This is a genomic window from Acinetobacter sp. 24-47-67, assembly GCF_056779735.1.
In genome coordinates this window covers 413509-431165 of record NZ_JBWYIK010000001.1, presented here as the reverse complement: position 1 = coordinate 431165, position 17657 = coordinate 413509, and the positions used below count along the sequence as shown (strand labels likewise).

The window sequence follows — 17657 nt, the reverse complement described above, 5'->3', positions numbered from 1 at the left end:
TTAGTCCTTCTTCAAGTGTTTTTCGAGTAACGCATAACGTTCGTTTTCAATACGTTCTACTTCAGCAGCTGGAACATAGTAATCCACTTTCTTCGTGAATGAGCTCCAGATAAAGCCGATGATTGCAGAAACGAAAGAAACAATCGCTAACCACCAAATGTGCCAGATAAGTGCAAAGCCCATAACAGTGATGATCAGTGCAATAAGTACACCCGCAGCACGGTTAGTTGGCATATGAACATCTTCATATTTAGCAGGACGTGCGTAAGCTACACCATTTTCTTTGTCAGTCCAGAAGCGGTCGATACCGTTCGCTTGAGGCAATACTGCAAAGTTATAGAATGGAGCTGGAGATGAAGTCGCCCATTCAAGCGTACGTGCATCCCATGGATCGCCTGTAACGTCACGAGTTTGTTCGCGTTGTAAGAAACCAACAATGATTTGCATGATGAAACAAGCAATACCAATTGCGATTAATACAGCACCGAATAATGCGATACCAACATATGGATCCCAGTCTGGGTTGTCATACGAGTTTAGACGACGAGTCATACCCATGAAACCTAGGATATACAATGGCATGAACGCGAAGTAGAAACCGAAGAACCAGAACCAGAAGCATGCTTTGCCCCAGAATTCACTTAACTGCCAACCGAACATTTTCGGCCAGTAGAAAGTAATACCAGCAAACATACCAAATACAACACCACCAATAATTACGTTATGGAAGTGAGCGATTAGGAATAGTGAGTTGTGTACAAGGAAGTCCGCAGGTGGAACCGCCATAAGTACACCAGTCAAACCACCGATACCGAAAGTCACTAAGAAGCCAACTGTCCAGTACATAGGTGATGTGAAGGTAATACGACCCTTATACATTGTGAATAACCAAGAGAAGATTTTCACACCTGTAGGAATCGCGATAATCATGGTCATGATACCGAAGAACGCGTTAACGTTGGCACCTGAACCCATTGTAAAGAAGTGGTGTAACCATACAACGAATGCAAGAACTGTAATCGCGATCGTTGCATACACCATTGATTTGTAACCAAACAATGTCTTACGAGAGAATACAGAAGTAATCTCAGAGAATAGACCGAATGCAGGTAAGATCAAGATATAAACTTCTGGGTGACCCCATGTCCAAATCAAGTTTACATACAACATTGGGCTACCACCCATGTCATTTGTAAAGAAGTGGAAACCGAAGTAACGGTCAAGCGTTAACATTGCAATTGTTGCAGTCAACACTGGGAATGATGCGATGATCAATACTGCAGTACATAAAGATGTCCACGTAAAGATCGGCATATCCATAAGACCCATGCCAGGAGCACGCATTTTAATGATGGTAACGAAGAAGTTAACACCAGTAAGAAGTGTACCAAGACCAGAGATCTGAAGTGCCCAGATATAGTAGTCAACACCAACACCAGGAGAGTATTCGATACCTGAAAGAGGAGGGTAAGCCATCCAACCAGTTGCCGCAAACTCACCAAGCGCAAGAGAAACCATCATCAAACCAGCAGCACCAGCGAATAACCAGAAGCTTAAAGAGTTTAATAATGGGAATGCTACGTCACGCGCACCAATTTGTAGTGGAACAGAAATGTTCATCATACCCACTACAAGACCCATCGCTACGAAGAAAATCATGATTACACCATGTGCGGTGAAAATCTGGTCGTAGTGTTCAGGGTGTAGATAGCCTTCGCCGCCGCCTTTTGCAAGGAACAATTGAAGACGCATCATAATCGCATCCGCGAAACCACGTAATAACATGATTACAGAAACGATAAGGTACATAATACCAATTTTTTTATGGTCTACAGATGTGAACCATTCGTTCCACAAGTAGCCCCATTTTTTGAAATAAGTGATACCGGCAAATACTGCAATACCACCTAAAATCATCATTAACACTGTTACCTGTACGATTGGATCGTACGGGATAGCATCTACACTTAACTTACCTAAGAAGCTCATGTCTTATTCCCCTACAACTGAAGAAGCAGGTTCAGCATTTACATCAGCAGCTACAGCATGACCTTCAGCTTTAGCTGAGTGATCCGCACCGTGGTAGTTTGCCATGTATTTGTTGATAATTGATTCAAACAAGCCTTTTTCAACAGAAGAGTAGTAAGTCACAGGATGAGGATGTGCCTTATATGGACCTTCTTTTTGAGCAATTTCAGCTTGTTGCTTCTCTAGATCGGTTTTAGCGTTACGAACCATCGCAGCGATTTGTTTCTCTGAACGGTTACCATCACGCAAGGTTGCAAATTCAGCTTGGTCTAAAACTGTTTTTTGAACAGCTTCAGGGTTAATTGAAGTACCGTTACCAGCTTTTACTGCAGACACCCATTCAGCGAACTTAGCTTCTGAAACAGAATGAGCTTGGAAGCGCATTTGTGTGAAACCATAGCCTGAATAGTTCGAAGAGAAACCACGGTATACACCTTCATTATCCGCAAGGACGTGAAGTTGAGTTTGCATACCCGCCATTGCATAAATCTGACCCGCTAACTGAGGAATGAAGAAAGAGTTCATTGTGAAGTTAGAGGTGATATTGAAATTAATCGGAGTTTTTTCTGGGAAACGAACTTCGTTAACTGTTGCAATTTCTTGTTCAGGGTAAACAAAAACCCATTTAAACTGTTCAGCAATAACTTGAATAGTTAAATGTGATTTCTCTGATTCTAGCGGACGATAAGGGTCATACTTGTGTGAGCCCCACCATGTTAAATACGCTAAAATACCAATAATAATACACGGGATACCCCACACTACGATTTCAATAATAGTAGAGTGTGCCCATGTAGGTTTATAGTCTGCATCTTTATTTGACGCACGATATTTCCAACTAAACCATAAAGCCATCAATGCTGATGGAATTACTACCAATAGCATGAGGTAGATCGCAGTCATCATAAGATCAGACTGACCTTGTGCTACTGGACCTTTTGAGTTTAGAAGTACCATATCACCGCCACACCCTGTTAAGAGCACGGCAAGCGTTGATAAAGACAATACAGCTAAAATTGTTTGTCTCATTTTACAACCTCGGTGAAGAGTCCCATTCCCTAATAAAATTATGGGATAGCGATTATAGTGTCACATGATTGAAAAACAGAAAATTACATTTACTGAATTTCAGTCATATGACACCGCTACGTTGTAGGGCATTATGCCCTATAACGACCAACTAAGCTATATGTAAAGTGCCTTTAAATATAAGGATTAAACCCAATTTGTTTGGTCGGAATTGGTTGAAGAATTGATTACTTTTGATGTGAAAACAGAGGCAAAACAACGGGGAGCATTTGCTCCCCTAAGATAAAAATTATCGTTTTATGACTTTAGTCTTTGCTAATTTATCGTGCAAAGTTTGTCTTTTTTGACTTAGACCGAAGGCATGATCAATGATGGTAATGAATGGCATAAAGAGTAAATTCAATACAATAAAAATCACACTACGCAATGTGAATGCGCGCATTAAGTTTACTTGCTGTCCATTTTCAGCATCAACAATTTGAATTTTTGCTACTTTTTTACCTAAACTTTGACCACTTTTCGCAATTAAAAATGCTTGAGCAGCTAGCATTAATACAATGTAAACCAACATTGCTTGCCAAGCTTCCATTGGAATCAGTGTAAATAACTGTTCCTGTAATTTGATTGCTTGATCTGATGAGCTAGCATTCTGCATTTTTTGCTGAAGTTCAGTCAATTGAGCAACTTGTTCTTCCTGCATAAAGAATGAAGGAATCACCATGGCAGGCAACCACAGCGCCAGATCAACGAGTTTAGCTAAAAATCGTGATCCAATTGAGGCAAGTTCTTGCTGTGCAGTATTCTTTTGAACATTGACACTCGAAATTGAAGGATTTGAATAGCTTTGTTGTGCTGGTGGAGTGGGTTGATAGCCTTCAGGTTGGTAATATAATTTTCCTTGAGTGAGTTCACCTAAAGCTTTCCATTCAGTCATACCTTGATGCCAGACCAAGTCTGTGAGTAAAACTTGTTGGCTCGAGAGCATTTGATTTAACTGCTCTACCGTATACGGTCCAGCTTGTTGATTATTTCTCGCCAAGTAAATTTGCATAAACCTAATTTCTCAAAAATTACTAAAAATAATGGGGAAAAAAAAAGACCCATGAATGGGTCTTTTTTTAACATAGTTTATTAAGCTTGTTTAGTCTTTTCTTCAGATAAGAAGAACCATGTATCTAAAACTGAGTCTGGGTTGAGTGAAACAGATTCGATACCTTGTTCCATTAACCAACGAGCAAGATCTGGGTGGTCTGATGGTCCTTGGCCACAAATACCCACATATTTGCCTGCTTTACGACATGCGTGAATCGCCATTGAAAGAAGAGCTTTTACTGCTGGATCGCGTTCATCAAATAAATGAGAAACGATGCCTGAGTCACGGTCAAGCCCAAGCGTTAACTGAGTTAAGTCATTTGAACCGATTGAGAAACCATCAAAATGTTCTAAGAATTGTTCAGCAAGTAGGGCATTGGTTGGTAATTCACACATCATGATCACTTTAAGACCATTTTCACCACGTTTTAAGCCATTTGCAGCAAGAAGTTCAATAACACGTTTTGCTTCAGCAACTGTGCGGACGAATGGGATCATGATTTGAATGTTAGTTAGACCCATTTCATCACGAACTTTCTTCAATGCACGGCATTCTAATTCGAAGCAGTCACGGAAGTTGTCAGAAACATAACGGCTCGCACCACGGAAGCCCAACATCGGGTTTTCTTCTTCAGGTTCGTATAACTTACCACCGATTAAGTTCGCGTATTCATTCGATTTGAAGTCTGACATACGTACGATGACAGGTTTATCAGCAAATGCAGCAGCAAGTGTAGAAATACCTTCAACGAGTTTTTCAACGTAGAATTCGATCGGTGAAGAGTAACCTGCAGTACGGGTCATCACAGCTGCACGTGTTTCGCGAGGTAAGCTGTCAATATTGAGTAATGCTTTAGGGTGAACACCAATCATACGGTTGATGATGAACTCTAGACGTGCAAGACCAATACCTTCGTTTGGAATTTGAGCGAAGTCAAATGCACGATCAGGGTTACCAACGTTCATCATGATTTTGAACGGAAGTGTTGGCATAGATTCAATCGAGTTACGTTGAACTTCGAAATCTAAAGCGCCTTCGTAAATGAAACCTGTATCGCCTTCAGCACATGAAACAGTTACTTCTTGACCATCAACAAGAACTTCTGTTGCGTTACCACATCCAACAATCGCTGGAACACCGAGTTCACGTGCAATAATCGCGGCATGACAAGTACGACCACCACGGTTTGTAACGATCGCAGCAGCACGTTTCATAACTGGTTCCCAATCAGGATCGGTCATGTCAGAAACAAGAACGTCGCCATCTTGGACTTTGTCCATCTCTTTGATTGAATTAACAATACGTACTTTACCAGAACCGATACGTTGACCGATTGAGCGACCTTCACAAAGAACTGTACCTTTTTGTTTTAATAGGTAGCGTTCCATTGTGCCGACATTCTCACGGCTTTTCACAGTTTCAGGACGTGCTTGAACGATGTAAATTTGACCATCATCACCGTCTTTCGCCCATTCGATATCCATTGGCGCACCATAGTGTTGCTCAATGATTAACGCCTGCTTAGCAAGTTCTTGTAATTCTTGATCATTTAAAGCAAATTGTTGGCGTTCAGTTTTTTCAACATCCACAACAACAACTGATTTACCTGCAGAGCCTTCTTCACCATAGATCATTTTTTGGTGTTTAGAGCCGAGGTTACGACGCAATACTGCGTGTTTACCTGCATTTAAAAGTGGCTTAGATAAATAGAATTCATCAGGGTTTACAGCACCCTGTACGACCATTTCGCCTAAACCGTAAGATGCAGTAATGAATACAACGTCACGGAAACCAGATTCAGTGTCCAGTGTAAACATTACACCAGCAGCACCAGTTTCTGAGCGAACCATACGTTGCACACCAGCAGAAAGAGCAACGATGTCATGATCGAAGTTTTGGTGTACACGGTAAGCAATTGCGCGGTCGTTATAAAGTGAAGCAAAAACTTCCTTAATCGCGATTAAGACGTTGTCAATACCGCGGATGTTTAGGAAAGTCTCTTGTTGTCCTGCAAAAGATGCGTCTGGTAAATCTTCTGCAGTCGCAGATGAACGAACGGCAACCGCGATCTCAGGGTTGCCGTTAGAAAGAGTTGCGAATGCATCACGAACTTCTTTTTCAAGTGCTGGAGTAAGCGGAGTATCAACGATCCATTGACGAATTTTAGCACCAGTTTCAGCAAGTGCATTTACGTCGTCAACATTGAGTTGTTTGAGCTCGGCTGAAATTTTGGCATTTAGACCACTTTGCTCAAGGAATTCACGGTAAGCTGCAGCAGTTGTTGCAAAACCACCTGGAACTGATACACCAGCATTTGCTAAATGGCTGATCATTTCGCCTAGAGATGAGTTTTTACCGCCCACGATTTCTACGTCGTGTTTACCTAATTTTTCCAGACCGATTACGCGTGCTTCCAAAGTTGTTACTCCACTTTTGCAGTATTAATCACTATCTTGGCATGATATTTTTCTGTGAAAACTTAGCAAACTTTCATTACTAAGCGACAGTCATGTAAGATCGGTTTACTATAAAGATTATATAGTACTTAGACAAATATTTGAGGATTAATTTAATGGCAGAAAGTAAAGATATTAAACGAAGTGTTTTTTTTATTTCCGATGGTACTGCCATTACGGCTGAAACACTCGGGCATTCTTTATTGGCTCAATTTCCTCATGTCGATTTTGATATTCATATCATTCCGTATATCACTACAGAAGAAGCCGCAATGAACGTCGTTGCAGAGATTAACGCGCGCGCAGAGTCTGATGGCCAACAACCTCTTGTCTTTGATACTCTTGTGGATCCCTATGTTCGGGATATCATCAATACGGCAAATGCAGTTAATTTAGATGTGTTTGAAGGGTTAATTAGTAAGCTATCTGAGGTGCTTGGAACAGCCCCTACAACTTTAGTCGGACAAACGCATGCTGTGACTGATTCTGAGTCTTATAAGGCACGTATTGATGCTGTACATTTCGCGCTGGATAATGATGATGGCGCACGTACAAGACACTATGATAAAGCGGACTTAATTTTGATTGGAGTGTCGCGTTCTGGTAAAACACCGACCTCAATTTATTTGTCATTACAATTTGGTATTCGAGTTGCGAACTATCCGTTAACTGAAGAAGATTTGGATGACAACCGTTTGCCAGCAGTTTTACGTCCACATAAGCATAAATTGTTTGGATTAATGATTGATGCTGATCGTTTGGTGGCAATTCGATCTGAACGCAAAGCCAACAGTCGTTATGCAAGTTTTAGCCAATGTCAGATGGAATTGCGTGCAATCGAAGGTATTTATATTTCTGAAGGGATTAAATATCTAAATGTTTCAGAAATGTCGATTGAAGAAATCTCAACACGAGTATTGCAAATGACAGGCTTGAAACGCCGGATTGGTTAAATCGGTAAATCTAATTTAAAAAAAAGAAGCACTAGCTGTGCTTCTTTTTATTAAGAGATTAATCGTCATAAATACTCATAAAATTCAAAAATTATATAATTCAAGTGTCTATAATTTCATCATAAAATATCATTTAGAATCACATTTATCTACAAAATGATGATCACTATTCGTACGTTGTAATAATAATATCTACTAAGTGTTCGATTCCTTCCATACTTTGAACGGCATTTTCAGTAATTTTCACGACTGGCCATGTGATCAATTTACAGTTTTCTCGCTGTAAGGCGCTGTAATAATGATCGGATTTAAAAAATATTTTTTGCGACGAAGCTGGATTTGGCATCAATTGTCTTTTTAACCAAGTATCTGAAATCTGAGAATCTAAATATCGTATTGCCAATGTCGTCTTAATTCGCTGATTAAATAATCGTTTATTTTTAGCGATAAGGGGATGAGCAATAATTTTTTGAATCCCTTTTTCAGTGTGTGGCAAAACGAAATGAGGTGTCATTTGAAATACTTTGACGAATAGCGCATTTTGACAAACCACATCTAAATGTGAAACTGACATTTGATTGGCACCAATAATCGCGACCTTTAATCCTGAAAAATCGGTTTGTTTGATGTCCTCAGCTGAGATAATTTTTCCTTTAAAGTTGGAAAAATACTCAGCTTCATTATGAAAGAACGAATCCGTGTGGGCTTTATTCCTTTTTTTCATTTCTGTACCTAATTATTGTTTTAGTGGGTTGCTTTTGGTTCTGCAGTTAATTCATATATCCAAGATGGGATTTTAGGTAAAGATTTTTCTGGAATCTTATCAGTCATTTTTACCATAGTGTCGACAGGGATATGAAACCATTTATTACGTCGGTTCATGGCACTTCGTGCATGGAAGTTAATAATTTGATACCAAGGATTACGACGACCTTCTGCAGTACGTCCACCTATTCGAGCAAATTTGTGCATCGCTGCATAGAGCTTTTCTTCTGGCAGACCTAGTTTAATCACATTATCACGCATTTTATTAATGAGTGGTAAGTAGGCAAGAATACCAAGTAATAAACGTGGATCTACAACTCGCGCTGCCATTTTAGAAAGCTCAATAAAGGTTTTATTGTAGCCTTGATCTTCCATGACACTAAATCCAACACCTAAATGACGAGCTTCATCGCCATTAATCAGTTTAAAAGCTTGATGGCAAACTGGGTCTTCTACAGTATCCAATAGGAATGTACAAAGTGCACCATCAAGAGCGACTTCCAGCATCGGAATGACAGCACCTAGAATATAGAAGGGCATTTCATCAGCATAAGTGTCGAGCCATTCGATAATCAGTCTTAAATTTTTATTGGGTTTAGGAATATCGCCTTCAAGCATACCCCATCTTTTCATCAGTGCCATTTCGGCATTGGCGTGACGCTGTTCCTCAGCGTGGAAAATGGCATACATTTCGCGAAGCGTATCTGTCGGTGCTTTTTTTGACATCGCAGAAAATGCACGAGCACCTACATGTTCGATCCACATTAAATCAGCCATAAAATCTTTAAGCTTGGGCCACTGTTCTGCGGTGACTAATTCTTTGCCAGGAGCATCCCAGTCAATATACGAGAGTGTCCATTGAGTATGTTTTACTTTATCCAACATTTTTTCTAAGTCGATAGAGGCCATGTTATACATCCGTATTTATTTTTTAATCATGAAATTTTATCGCTTAAAAATGTGATGTATTTTGCAGAAGTGCTTATTTTAGTTTGATATAAAATGCCAAATTTTAAGTATTTGATTATGAATAATTAATATTGTTGGTTAAAAGAATTTTTTCATTGGAATAGTCTTTTAGGGACATTCGATGTCATTTATTGCCAATAGTTGTTTGACAAACTCAAGAAATGAAAGAGTAATTAATAATAGATTTGAAATCAAAACCATTACTCAATCATTTCAGGATCTTATCGATCTAAGCGTTTTGCTTAATTTGCATTAAATACTCAAAGTTTTGAATACGTTTGTCAGTATCGTAGATATCACAGGTAAAAATAAACTCATCTACATCATAAGGCACCAGTAGTTGTTCAAGACCTTGTTTCACTGTTTCTGGTGATCCGATTTGAGCCATTGCGTAAAAATTGTCAACTGACATCTTTTCTGGAGCAGACCAAATTCCATCCATTGATTTAACTGGAGGTTTGAGTTTTAAGCTTTGCCCACGCATTAAGCCTAATACACGTTGATAAGCGCTAGTAGCCAAGTATTCAGCTTCTTCATCAGTATTAGCTACAACAGTTGGAACGCCCATTGATACATAAGGACGATCCAAATATTCAGAAGGTTCGAAGTTTTCTCTGTAAAGTTGAATCGCTTGACCCAGCATACGAGGGGCAAAGTGAGAAGCAAAAGAATAAGGTAAGCCAAGTTTAGCTGCCAATTGTGCGCTAAATAAGCTAGAACCTAACAGCCATACGGGAACATGTGTTCCTTGACCTGGTGTCGCTTTGATTCTTTGATGTGGCGATGGATCTCCCAAATAGCTCAAAATTTCGAGCACGTCTTGTGGAAATTGATCTTCAGTCTCTTGACGACCTCGGCGTAAGGCACGCATGGTCAATTGATCTGTACCTGGTGCGCGTCCTAGTCCGAGCTCAACTCGATCAGGATAAAGCGTTGCTAGTGTTCCAAATTGTTCTGCTACAACAAGTGGTGCGTGATTAGGCAGCATGATTCCGCCAGAACCTACTTTTAAAGAGGAGGTGTTAGCAAGGATATAACCTAATAATACAGCTGTAGCTGAGCTTGCGATACCGTCCATATTATGGTGTTCTGCAAGCCACAGTCGTTTAAAACCCAATTGTTCGATTTTTTGTGCTAACTCCAAAGCATGCTGTAGTGAAAAAGCAATCGTTTTATCATCACGTACAGGAGCGAGTTCCAATACTGAAAACTCGATATCTTTTAAGCTTCGCATAACTTTCTACTCTTTTGAACACTCATAAAGATGTTAATACGAACTTGAGTATTTGTATATTGAAAAAAAACGATATAAGTGTAAATAAAAAAGCGCTCTAAGTTGAGCGCTTGAATTCTAAGAGTTTGGGATTAGCGTTTACCGTTTTTATACCAGCCTAAATGACGACCATTGTCACTTCTGTAATTACGGTCATTATAACGATAGTTTGAATTGCGATAACCGCTTTCACGGCGATCATAACGATCTCTATAGTCATCTTCGCGACGATCTTCAGCCACTTTTTTACCTAAAACTGAACCACCAGCTGAACCTAATGCGGCCCCAGCATAACCAGCATTTGTTCCGCCCATATTATTACCAACGGTGTAACCACCAGCACCACCTAATGCAGCACCAATTGCAGCAGCATTACGATCTTTTTTGTTCGCTGATGCAGCTGCGCCACCAGCACCACCAATCGCTGATCCGATCATTGCTCCAGTCGAGCCACCCATTTGTTGACCAATCGCAGCACCAACGACTCCACCTAAAGCAGATGTGAGGGTAACTCTAGACGAACTATCAGCATAAGCAGTTGTTGTACTCAAGGCCGCAGTTGCGATCGCAGCAGCAAATAACTTTGAATTAAATTTCATGGTGAACTCCTTGTCGAAGTCTTATATTTGATGGTTTTAATTTAATCCAAATTTCTGCAATCATTTTGGAGAGCAAGTTGCTGGTTTGTATTTTTCTCTCCCTAATTTATCCATAATTAATTTGTTAATAAAAAAATGCGCCCTAAGGCGCATCGAGGTGAATACAGAGTATTCAAAGGGGAAACGATCAATCAGATTATATTAACGACGGCTATGTTTTTTCTTTTTCCATTTACGATCTTGACGTGAATCATATGCTTTGTCTTTCGCAATTTTGTTACCAAGAGCAGCACCACCAGCAGCACCTAAAGCAGAGCCGATATAACCGCCATTGGTTCCACCCATACTATTACCTACGGTATAACCCGCACCGCCACCTAATGCACCTCCGATGGCAGATTCAGTACGGTTACGTTTATTACTAGCAACAGCAGCACCACCAGCACCACCAAGTGCTGCACCTAAAGTTGCACCTGTTGTGCCACCCATGTTTTTACCAATTGCTGTACCTGCTACACTACCTAAAGCACTCGCAGCAGCGACACGCGCTGTACTGTCTGCATGTGCAGATACCGTGAACATTGATGCAGTGGCTAAGGTGGCTGACATTAATAGGGTATTTAATTTCATGTGTGACTCCATGTCCTTGTTCGTGGACGAGTAATAATTCGTTGAGCACAATGTAACAAGAATTGAAGCGCTAAATATGTAGAAGTTAACCTAGAGTTTTACGTTTTGGTTGCACAATGTTGTTTTTATATTACAACTGATCATTCAATATGCATTATTGGGCTGATTAAGAAGAAACTATGGAGAGTTGATTCAGTAAACAGTTTTTAAACTTGGCAGTTATGGAGCTAATTTTTGATTATCCATTAATTGGGTGTGACAAGGAATGAAAATGGTTTTGCAAAGTCATTCTATATAAATATGTTAATTGAATGTCAGAGTCGTTAAACTACTCGCAATTTTAGAAATATTAATTTAAGGCAGTCCTTAAATTAATCCAGTATTAGAGATTTTATTTAACATGAAAGAATCGTTACGTTTACGATTAGACCAACTTTGTGATCGTCATGAAGAATTAGAAGCGCTATTGGCTGATGTTGAAGTCATTTCCGACAATAAGCGTTTCCGTAATTTGTCACGTGAACACAATGATTTGACTGAAATCACCACTGTTTGGAAAAAATATACCCAAGCGGAAGAAGATATTGTAACGGCTGAAGCAATGTTGTCAGATCCTGACTTTAAGGAAATGGCACAAGAAGAAATTAAAGAGAATAAAGCATTAATTGAATCTTTAGAGGCAGAATTGAATATTCTGATGATTCCGAAAGATCCAAATGATGCGAACTCTGCATATCTGGAAGTACGTGCAGGGACAGGTGGCGATGAAGCTGCGATTTTCTCTGGTGATTTATTCCGTATGTACAGTAAATATGCTGAATCACAGGGTTGGCGTGTCGAAATCCTTTCTGAAAATGAAGGTGAACATGGCGGTTACAAAGAAATTATTTGTTTAATTAATGGTGAAGGTGTTTACGGACGCTTAAAATTTGAAAGCGGTGCTCATCGAGTTCAGCGCGTTCCTGCAACTGAATCACAGGGGCGAGTTCATACTTCAGCTTGTACCGTTGCAATTCTTCCTGAAATTGATGTTGATACGACTGTAGATATTAACCCTTCAGACTTGCGTATTGATACTTATCGTGCATCTGGGGCGGGTGGTCAGCACGTTAATAAAACGGATTCTGCTGTACGAATCACGCATATTCCGACAGGTACTGTTGTTGAATGTCAGGAAGAGCGTTCACAACATAAGAACAAAGCAAAGGCAATGGCATTATTGGCATCTCGTCTTGAGAATGCTAAACGTGCAGCAGCTGATGCTGCGACATCTGAAATGCGCCGTGATTTGGTGGGTTCAGGTGATCGTTCAGAACGTATTCGTACCTATAATTATCCTCAGGGTCGTATGACTGATCATCGTATTAACTTAACTTTATATAAGTTGGATGCAGTGATGGAGGGAGATTTGACTGAGCTTTTAGATAGCTTACATCGTGAATATCAAGCGGATCAATTGGCAATGCTTGCACAGCAGAATGGTGGTTAATGAACATTCAACAAGCGCTTGCACTGCGTGGTGAGCCTGAAAGTTATGAGCGTCAAGAAAATGCTTGGTTGCTCGAACATATCACTAAAATCGATTCATTCGATTTGGTGATGAAGAAGGATAAAGAGCTCACTGCAGAACAAGAGCAGGCGTATCGAGAGGCGATTGCTCGGATTGAAGCAGGTGAGCCTTTAGCTTATGTCACAGGTTCGCAACCTTTTTGGACATTGGACTTAAAAGTGACGTCCGATACTTTGGTGCCTAGACCAGACACCGAAGTTTTGGTGGAGACAGTTTTAAAGTTAGAGTTGCCTGAGGATGCGCGCGTTGTAGATTTAGGAACTGGGACAGGCGCCATTGCATTGTCACTCGCTTCCGAACGTCCTAATTGGTCTGTAACAGCAACCGATATTTATGAGCCTACATTGGAGGTCGCTAAATTTAATGCTGAGCAACATGACTTAGATCAGGTTGAATTTGTATTAGGCAGTTGGTTAAAACCGTTTGGCCGTCAATTTTTTGATGTCATTGTGTCTAATCCGCCTTATATTGATCCAGCAGATGAACATATGCACAATTTGGCGACCGAACCTCAACGTGCATTAATCTCTGATAAAAAAGGTTTAGCGGATCTTGAGCAAATTATTTTACAAGCCAAGAAGCATCTGACTGTTGAAGGTTGGGTGGTACTTGAGCATGGATATGATCAAGCAGACGCTGTTCAGCATCTATTTCGTCAAGCAGGTTATAAGAAAGTGAGAACCGTTAAAGATTATGGTGGTAACGATCGCGTGACTTTAGCACAATGGCCTCATTAGAAATAAAAAAGCGACTTTAGGTCGCTTTTTTATTGATTCATCTTTTGATGACATCACGCCATAACAATAATTTTGATTCAAATACTTTCATTATGGTATCAGTGATTTTCCCCAATATTGCCAATAAAATAATGGCAATGATCACAATATCTGGACGCGATGTTTCACGTCCATCACTTAACAAATATCCGATACCTTGCGTTGCTGCAATGAGTTCGGCGGCAATCATAAACATCCAAGCTAAACTCAGACTATTGCGCAAGCCTGTAAGGATAGATGGTGAAGCTGCGGGTAAAACGATTTGGTAGATTTGTTGCCAGCGATTCAGTCTATACACTTGAGCCAACTCAATCAATTTTCGGTCGACACCATGAATACCAGTCACAGTATTGGTATAGGTTGGAAAAAAAGCACCAATCGCAATGAGGGTGATTTTTGAGGATTCGTCAATACCAAGCCATAACAAAAGGAGAGGAATCCACGCAAGACTAGGAATTGACTTAATTGCAGAAAAGGTCGGTTCAATAAACTCTTCTGCATGGCGATTGAGCCCAACCAAAACTGCAAAAAATAGTGCTAAACCACTACCAATAGCAAACCCTAAAAACACTCGCCATGTACTTGCCCAAATATGTTGACCTAAATCATTCTGAGCAAGTTCTTGCAGGGAAACAAATAAGCTACTTGGAGCAGGTAGCAGATAAGGTTCAACTACACCACCTCGAACCAAAATTTCACACAGCAGTACCAGTAATACAGGGAGGAAAATACCTTTCAACCATTTATTCCCTTTTGTCGACAGTTGTGAATGGACATCGATATTCCGATGTTCAATCGCTTTTTCACTGATCGCCATTATTTTGTCACCACTTTTTGAGCGAATGAGGCATTAAATAACTGTTGAACAACTTGATTTACATTTGTTCCTTTACGAACTAAGTCTTCTTCAGTCAAGATTTTGCCGGATTTTTGTAGTGCATTAATGTGTTGGGCTTTAGGAATATTTTGATTAAAGTCAGTACGCTGAAGCTGAAGTTTTGCAACCTCTAAAGGTAGTTTAGCTTCAGTGGCGAGTAACTGCGCCAGTTTATCTGGATTGGCTTTTGCCCATTTACGTGCTTGCTCATACGCTTTAATTACGGCTTCAATTGCTTCTGGGCTAGATCGAGTAAATGGCTCTTTGACGCTTAGCACGCTATAACTATTAAAGCCTACATTACGATAAAGCAGTTTTGCACCCGACTGGACTTGAGTTGATGCCATCAAAGGGTCTAAGCCAGCCCAAGCATCCACTTGTTTACGCTCTAACGCCGTTTTGCCATCTGGATGCTGTAAATGAACAAGCTGTACATCTTTTTTATTCAATCCAACGGTATCTAAAGCCTGTAGCGTAAATAAAAATGGGTCAGTTCCTTTTGTCGCGGCAATTTTTTTACCTTTTAGATCTTTTAGGGATTTAATCGGGGAATCTTTTGGCACGACCAAAGCTGTCCACTCAGGTTGGCTTTGGATATAAATCGTTTTAACAGGGCTACCATTGGCACGACTTAATACAGCGGCAAGACCAGCTGTTGAAGCAAAATCAACACTGCCGCTATTGAGATATTCTAAGGAGCGATTACTGCCTTGACTAAATACCCATTTGATTTTGGTATTGGGTAAAGCCTTTTCTAATAACTTTTGATTTTTAACCACTAAGCTCGTAGGAGCATAATAGGCATAATCCAGTTTGATTTCCTTAGGGAGGGCAGCAATAGCTCCACTATGAACAACACTAATTACTAAACCCAACAGTCCTAATTTCAATAGAGATATTGATTTTTTCACTAAAGTACCTGATTTAATTCGCTAAATTTTCGATATAAATAGCCTTTCAGATGATTTGTGACAAAAAAGAAAATGAGATATTAAAAGAATAAATTTTGATAAAGTTAAAATTATGAGTTAACACATTGAAATCAAATCAATATTTTATAAATATTGTGGTTTTGTGAAAATATAGTGATTTATCAGAACTTTATATGAATTAGTGCAATGAGATGAAGGTCACATAATTTAATATAATAAGACTAAGAGAGAAAATGAGACCAAACCCTATGAGTTTGATCTCAACACTCAAATTATACAAAATACTCAGTTGAAATATCGCTCACTTCAAGAAGGTCTAATGAGTCTGACTCCAAAGCCAAGCATAGCGCCACTACTTTTAGAGTGTCCGAAATTTTCGAAGCATCTTTTAACGCAATGCCAGATTTCAGTTCATTAAGACGTTCAGTTGAAATATCTAACGCAAGTGCAGTTTCACTTGCATCTTGAGTGTCTAGGAAATGATTGATTGCATTTTTTAAATCTATTTCAGATGCATTCAGAATGCTCATTTGAAGCTGCTCTGAAATTCGATCTGCATCTTGGTTAAGTGAATGGGGGAAAGTTTGAGCAAAATTTTGCTCTAAGACATCGATCATTTTAAACATGATTGAACCTTTAGGAGATATGGCAAAATGCCGAAATGAATAAGATTAAAATAGTCTAATTATTAGCCGAATTCAAAAGAATAACGATGACTGTATGGTTTTTAAATCATGTCACTAAAGCAAACTTAACCGTAATGTGTGATTAATTTTTATATAAAATAAATATTAAATTATAACTTTTTCGAATTTTTTATACCAATTGGTCACTGAATAAATTGAATCCGTATTAGAGGAGGATTACCCTAAAGCCAACTTAAAACTAAAAAAGGATAATGAGATTTATGAATATTCAAGGAAAAGTGATTGTTATTACAGGCGGCGCTTCTGGGTTAGGTGCGGCGACAGCAGCTTATCTTCAACAGCAGGGTGCTCGAGTCATAATTGTTGATATGAATGCATCTTTGGGCGAGCAGACGGGTCAAGAAATTGGTGCAGAATTTATTCAACTAGATGTAACTGATGAAAAATCAGTTGAATCATTCTTTGCATACATACAAGAAAAATATGGACAATTAAATGGTTTAATCAACTGTGCTGGTATTGCACCATCAGCTAAAGTGCTTGGTCGTGATGGCCTGCATGCCTTAGATATGTTCCAAACAGTGCTGAATATCAACGTCAGTGGAACCTTTAATATGTTGCGATATGCTGCGCAATTAATGTCACAGTATACGCTTTCGGGGGAAGAGGAAGAACGTGGTGTCATTGTGAACACGGCTTCAGTTGCTGCTTTTGATGGTCAAATTGGTCAAGCTGCATATTCTGCATCCAAGGGCGCTGTTGTTGGTATGACTTTACCATTGGCGCGTGAGTTAGCACGTGAAAAGATCCGTGTTATGACTATTGCGCCAGGAATCATGGAAACCCCGATGCTCAAAGGTCTTCCGCAAAATGTGCAGGATGCATTGGGACAGATGGTTCCATTCCCACCACGTTTAGCCAAACCTGAAGAATTTGCGAAACTGGTTGGACATATCTTTGAAAATTCGTATTTAAATGGTGAAGTGATTCGATTGGATGGCGCAATTCGTATGGCGCCAAAATAATATATGAAAATCAGTTTAGTCTTCACTTAAATAGA

15 protein-coding genes and 1 pseudogene are annotated in these 17657 nt (G+C 39.7%); 4 read left to right on the top strand and 12 right to left on the bottom strand.

All coding sequences use genetic code 11. The features are described from left to right. From cyoB to ppsA, 4 genes are all read right to left on the bottom strand, one after another. A complete protein-coding gene (gene cyoB / locus AC1M9K_RS02250) occupies positions 1–1989 on the bottom strand; it encodes a cytochrome o ubiquinol oxidase subunit I (protein WP_035267062.1) in 1989 nt (662 codons plus the stop codon). A 3-nt stretch (positions 1990–1992) separates the two neighbouring features. After that, complete coding sequence (gene cyoA / locus AC1M9K_RS02245) at positions 1993–3057, bottom strand: ubiquinol oxidase subunit II (RefSeq protein ID WP_092766177.1); 1065 nt, start codon at positions 3055–3057, stop codon at positions 1993–1995. 289 nt (positions 3058–3346) lie between these two features. Further along, positions 3347–4108: an RDD family protein gene (locus AC1M9K_RS02240; RefSeq protein WP_092766178.1), complete on the bottom strand. Its 762-nt coding sequence runs from the start codon at positions 4106–4108 to the stop codon at positions 3347–3349. An 80-nt stretch (positions 4109–4188) separates the two neighbouring features. Next, on the bottom strand, positions 4189–6567 hold the full coding sequence (gene ppsA, locus AC1M9K_RS02235; protein ID WP_035267067.1) for a phosphoenolpyruvate synthase: 2379 nt from the start codon (positions 6565–6567) through the stop codon (positions 4189–4191). Between the two features lie 155 nt (positions 6568–6722). Between ppsA and ppsR the strand changes: the two genes are divergently transcribed. After that, positions 6723–7559, top strand: a complete 837-nt coding sequence (gene ppsR, locus AC1M9K_RS02230) for a posphoenolpyruvate synthetase regulatory kinase/phosphorylase PpsR (RefSeq protein WP_035267069.1) — start codon at positions 6723–6725, stop codon at positions 7557–7559. Between the two features lie 166 nt (positions 7560–7725). Here ppsR and AC1M9K_RS02225 read toward each other — a convergent pair whose 3' ends face one another. The 5 genes from AC1M9K_RS02225 to AC1M9K_RS02205 all read right to left on the bottom strand — a co-directional run bounded on the left by AC1M9K_RS02225 (position 7726) and on the right by AC1M9K_RS02205 (position 11795). Then, positions 7726–8283, bottom strand: coding sequence for an NAD(P)/FAD-dependent oxidoreductase (locus AC1M9K_RS02225; protein WP_481588389.1), 558 nt, complete (start codon positions 8281–8283; stop codon positions 7726–7728). A 20-nt stretch (positions 8284–8303) separates the two neighbouring features. After that, positions 8304–9233, bottom strand: coding sequence for a ferritin-like domain-containing protein (locus AC1M9K_RS02220; RefSeq protein ID WP_481588388.1), 930 nt, complete (start codon positions 9231–9233; stop codon positions 8304–8306). 289 nt (positions 9234–9522) lie between these two features. Further along, positions 9523–10527, bottom strand: a complete 1005-nt coding sequence (locus tag AC1M9K_RS02215; RefSeq protein WP_180027642.1) for an LLM class flavin-dependent oxidoreductase — start codon at positions 10525–10527, stop codon at positions 9523–9525. 131 nt (positions 10528–10658) lie between these two features. After that, a complete protein-coding gene (locus AC1M9K_RS02210; protein WP_481588387.1) occupies positions 10659–11165 on the bottom strand; it encodes a hypothetical protein in 507 nt (168 codons plus the stop codon). Positions 11166–11366: 201 nt separating this feature from the next. Next, on the bottom strand, positions 11367–11795 hold the full coding sequence (locus AC1M9K_RS02205; protein WP_092766183.1) for a glycine zipper domain-containing protein: 429 nt from the start codon (positions 11793–11795) through the stop codon (positions 11367–11369). A 400-nt stretch (positions 11796–12195) separates the two neighbouring features. On the opposite strand from AC1M9K_RS02205, the gene prfA reads away from it, so the two are divergent. Together prfA and prmC are read left to right on the top strand one after the other, a co-directional pair. Next, positions 12196–13284 carry a peptide chain release factor 1 gene (prfA, locus tag AC1M9K_RS02200; RefSeq protein WP_035267080.1) on the top strand — a complete coding sequence of 363 codons (1089 nt, stop codon included), beginning with the start codon at positions 12196–12198 and terminating at the stop codon, positions 13282–13284. Then, positions 13284–14102, top strand: a complete 819-nt coding sequence (prmC, locus tag AC1M9K_RS02195; protein WP_481588386.1) for a peptide chain release factor N(5)-glutamine methyltransferase — start codon at positions 13284–13286, stop codon at positions 14100–14102. The genes prfA and prmC overlap by 1 nt, the downstream gene beginning before the upstream one ends. A gap of 37 nt (positions 14103–14139) precedes the next feature. Here prmC and AC1M9K_RS02190 read toward each other — a convergent pair. From AC1M9K_RS02190 to AC1M9K_RS02180, 3 genes and pseudogenes are all read right to left on the bottom strand, one after another. Continuing rightward, positions 14140–14841: pseudogene (locus tag AC1M9K_RS02190) on the bottom strand (ABC transporter permease); the annotation flags it as partial. A gap of 116 nt (positions 14842–14957) precedes the next feature. Beyond that, on the bottom strand, positions 14958–15929 hold the full coding sequence (locus AC1M9K_RS02185) for an aliphatic sulfonate ABC transporter substrate-binding protein (RefSeq protein WP_481588385.1): 972 nt from the start codon (positions 15927–15929) through the stop codon (positions 14958–14960). A 293-nt stretch (positions 15930–16222) separates the two neighbouring features. After that, complete coding sequence (locus AC1M9K_RS02180) at positions 16223–16576, bottom strand: hypothetical protein (protein ID WP_481588384.1); 354 nt, start codon at positions 16574–16576, stop codon at positions 16223–16225. 281 nt (positions 16577–16857) lie between these two features. On the opposite strand from AC1M9K_RS02180, the gene AC1M9K_RS02175 reads away from it, so the two are divergent. Next, positions 16858–17622 carry a 3-hydroxyacyl-CoA dehydrogenase gene (locus AC1M9K_RS02175; RefSeq protein WP_481588383.1) on the top strand — a complete coding sequence of 255 codons (765 nt, stop codon included), beginning with the start codon at positions 16858–16860 and terminating at the stop codon, positions 17620–17622. The last annotated feature ends 35 nt before the right edge of the window (positions 17623–17657 follow it).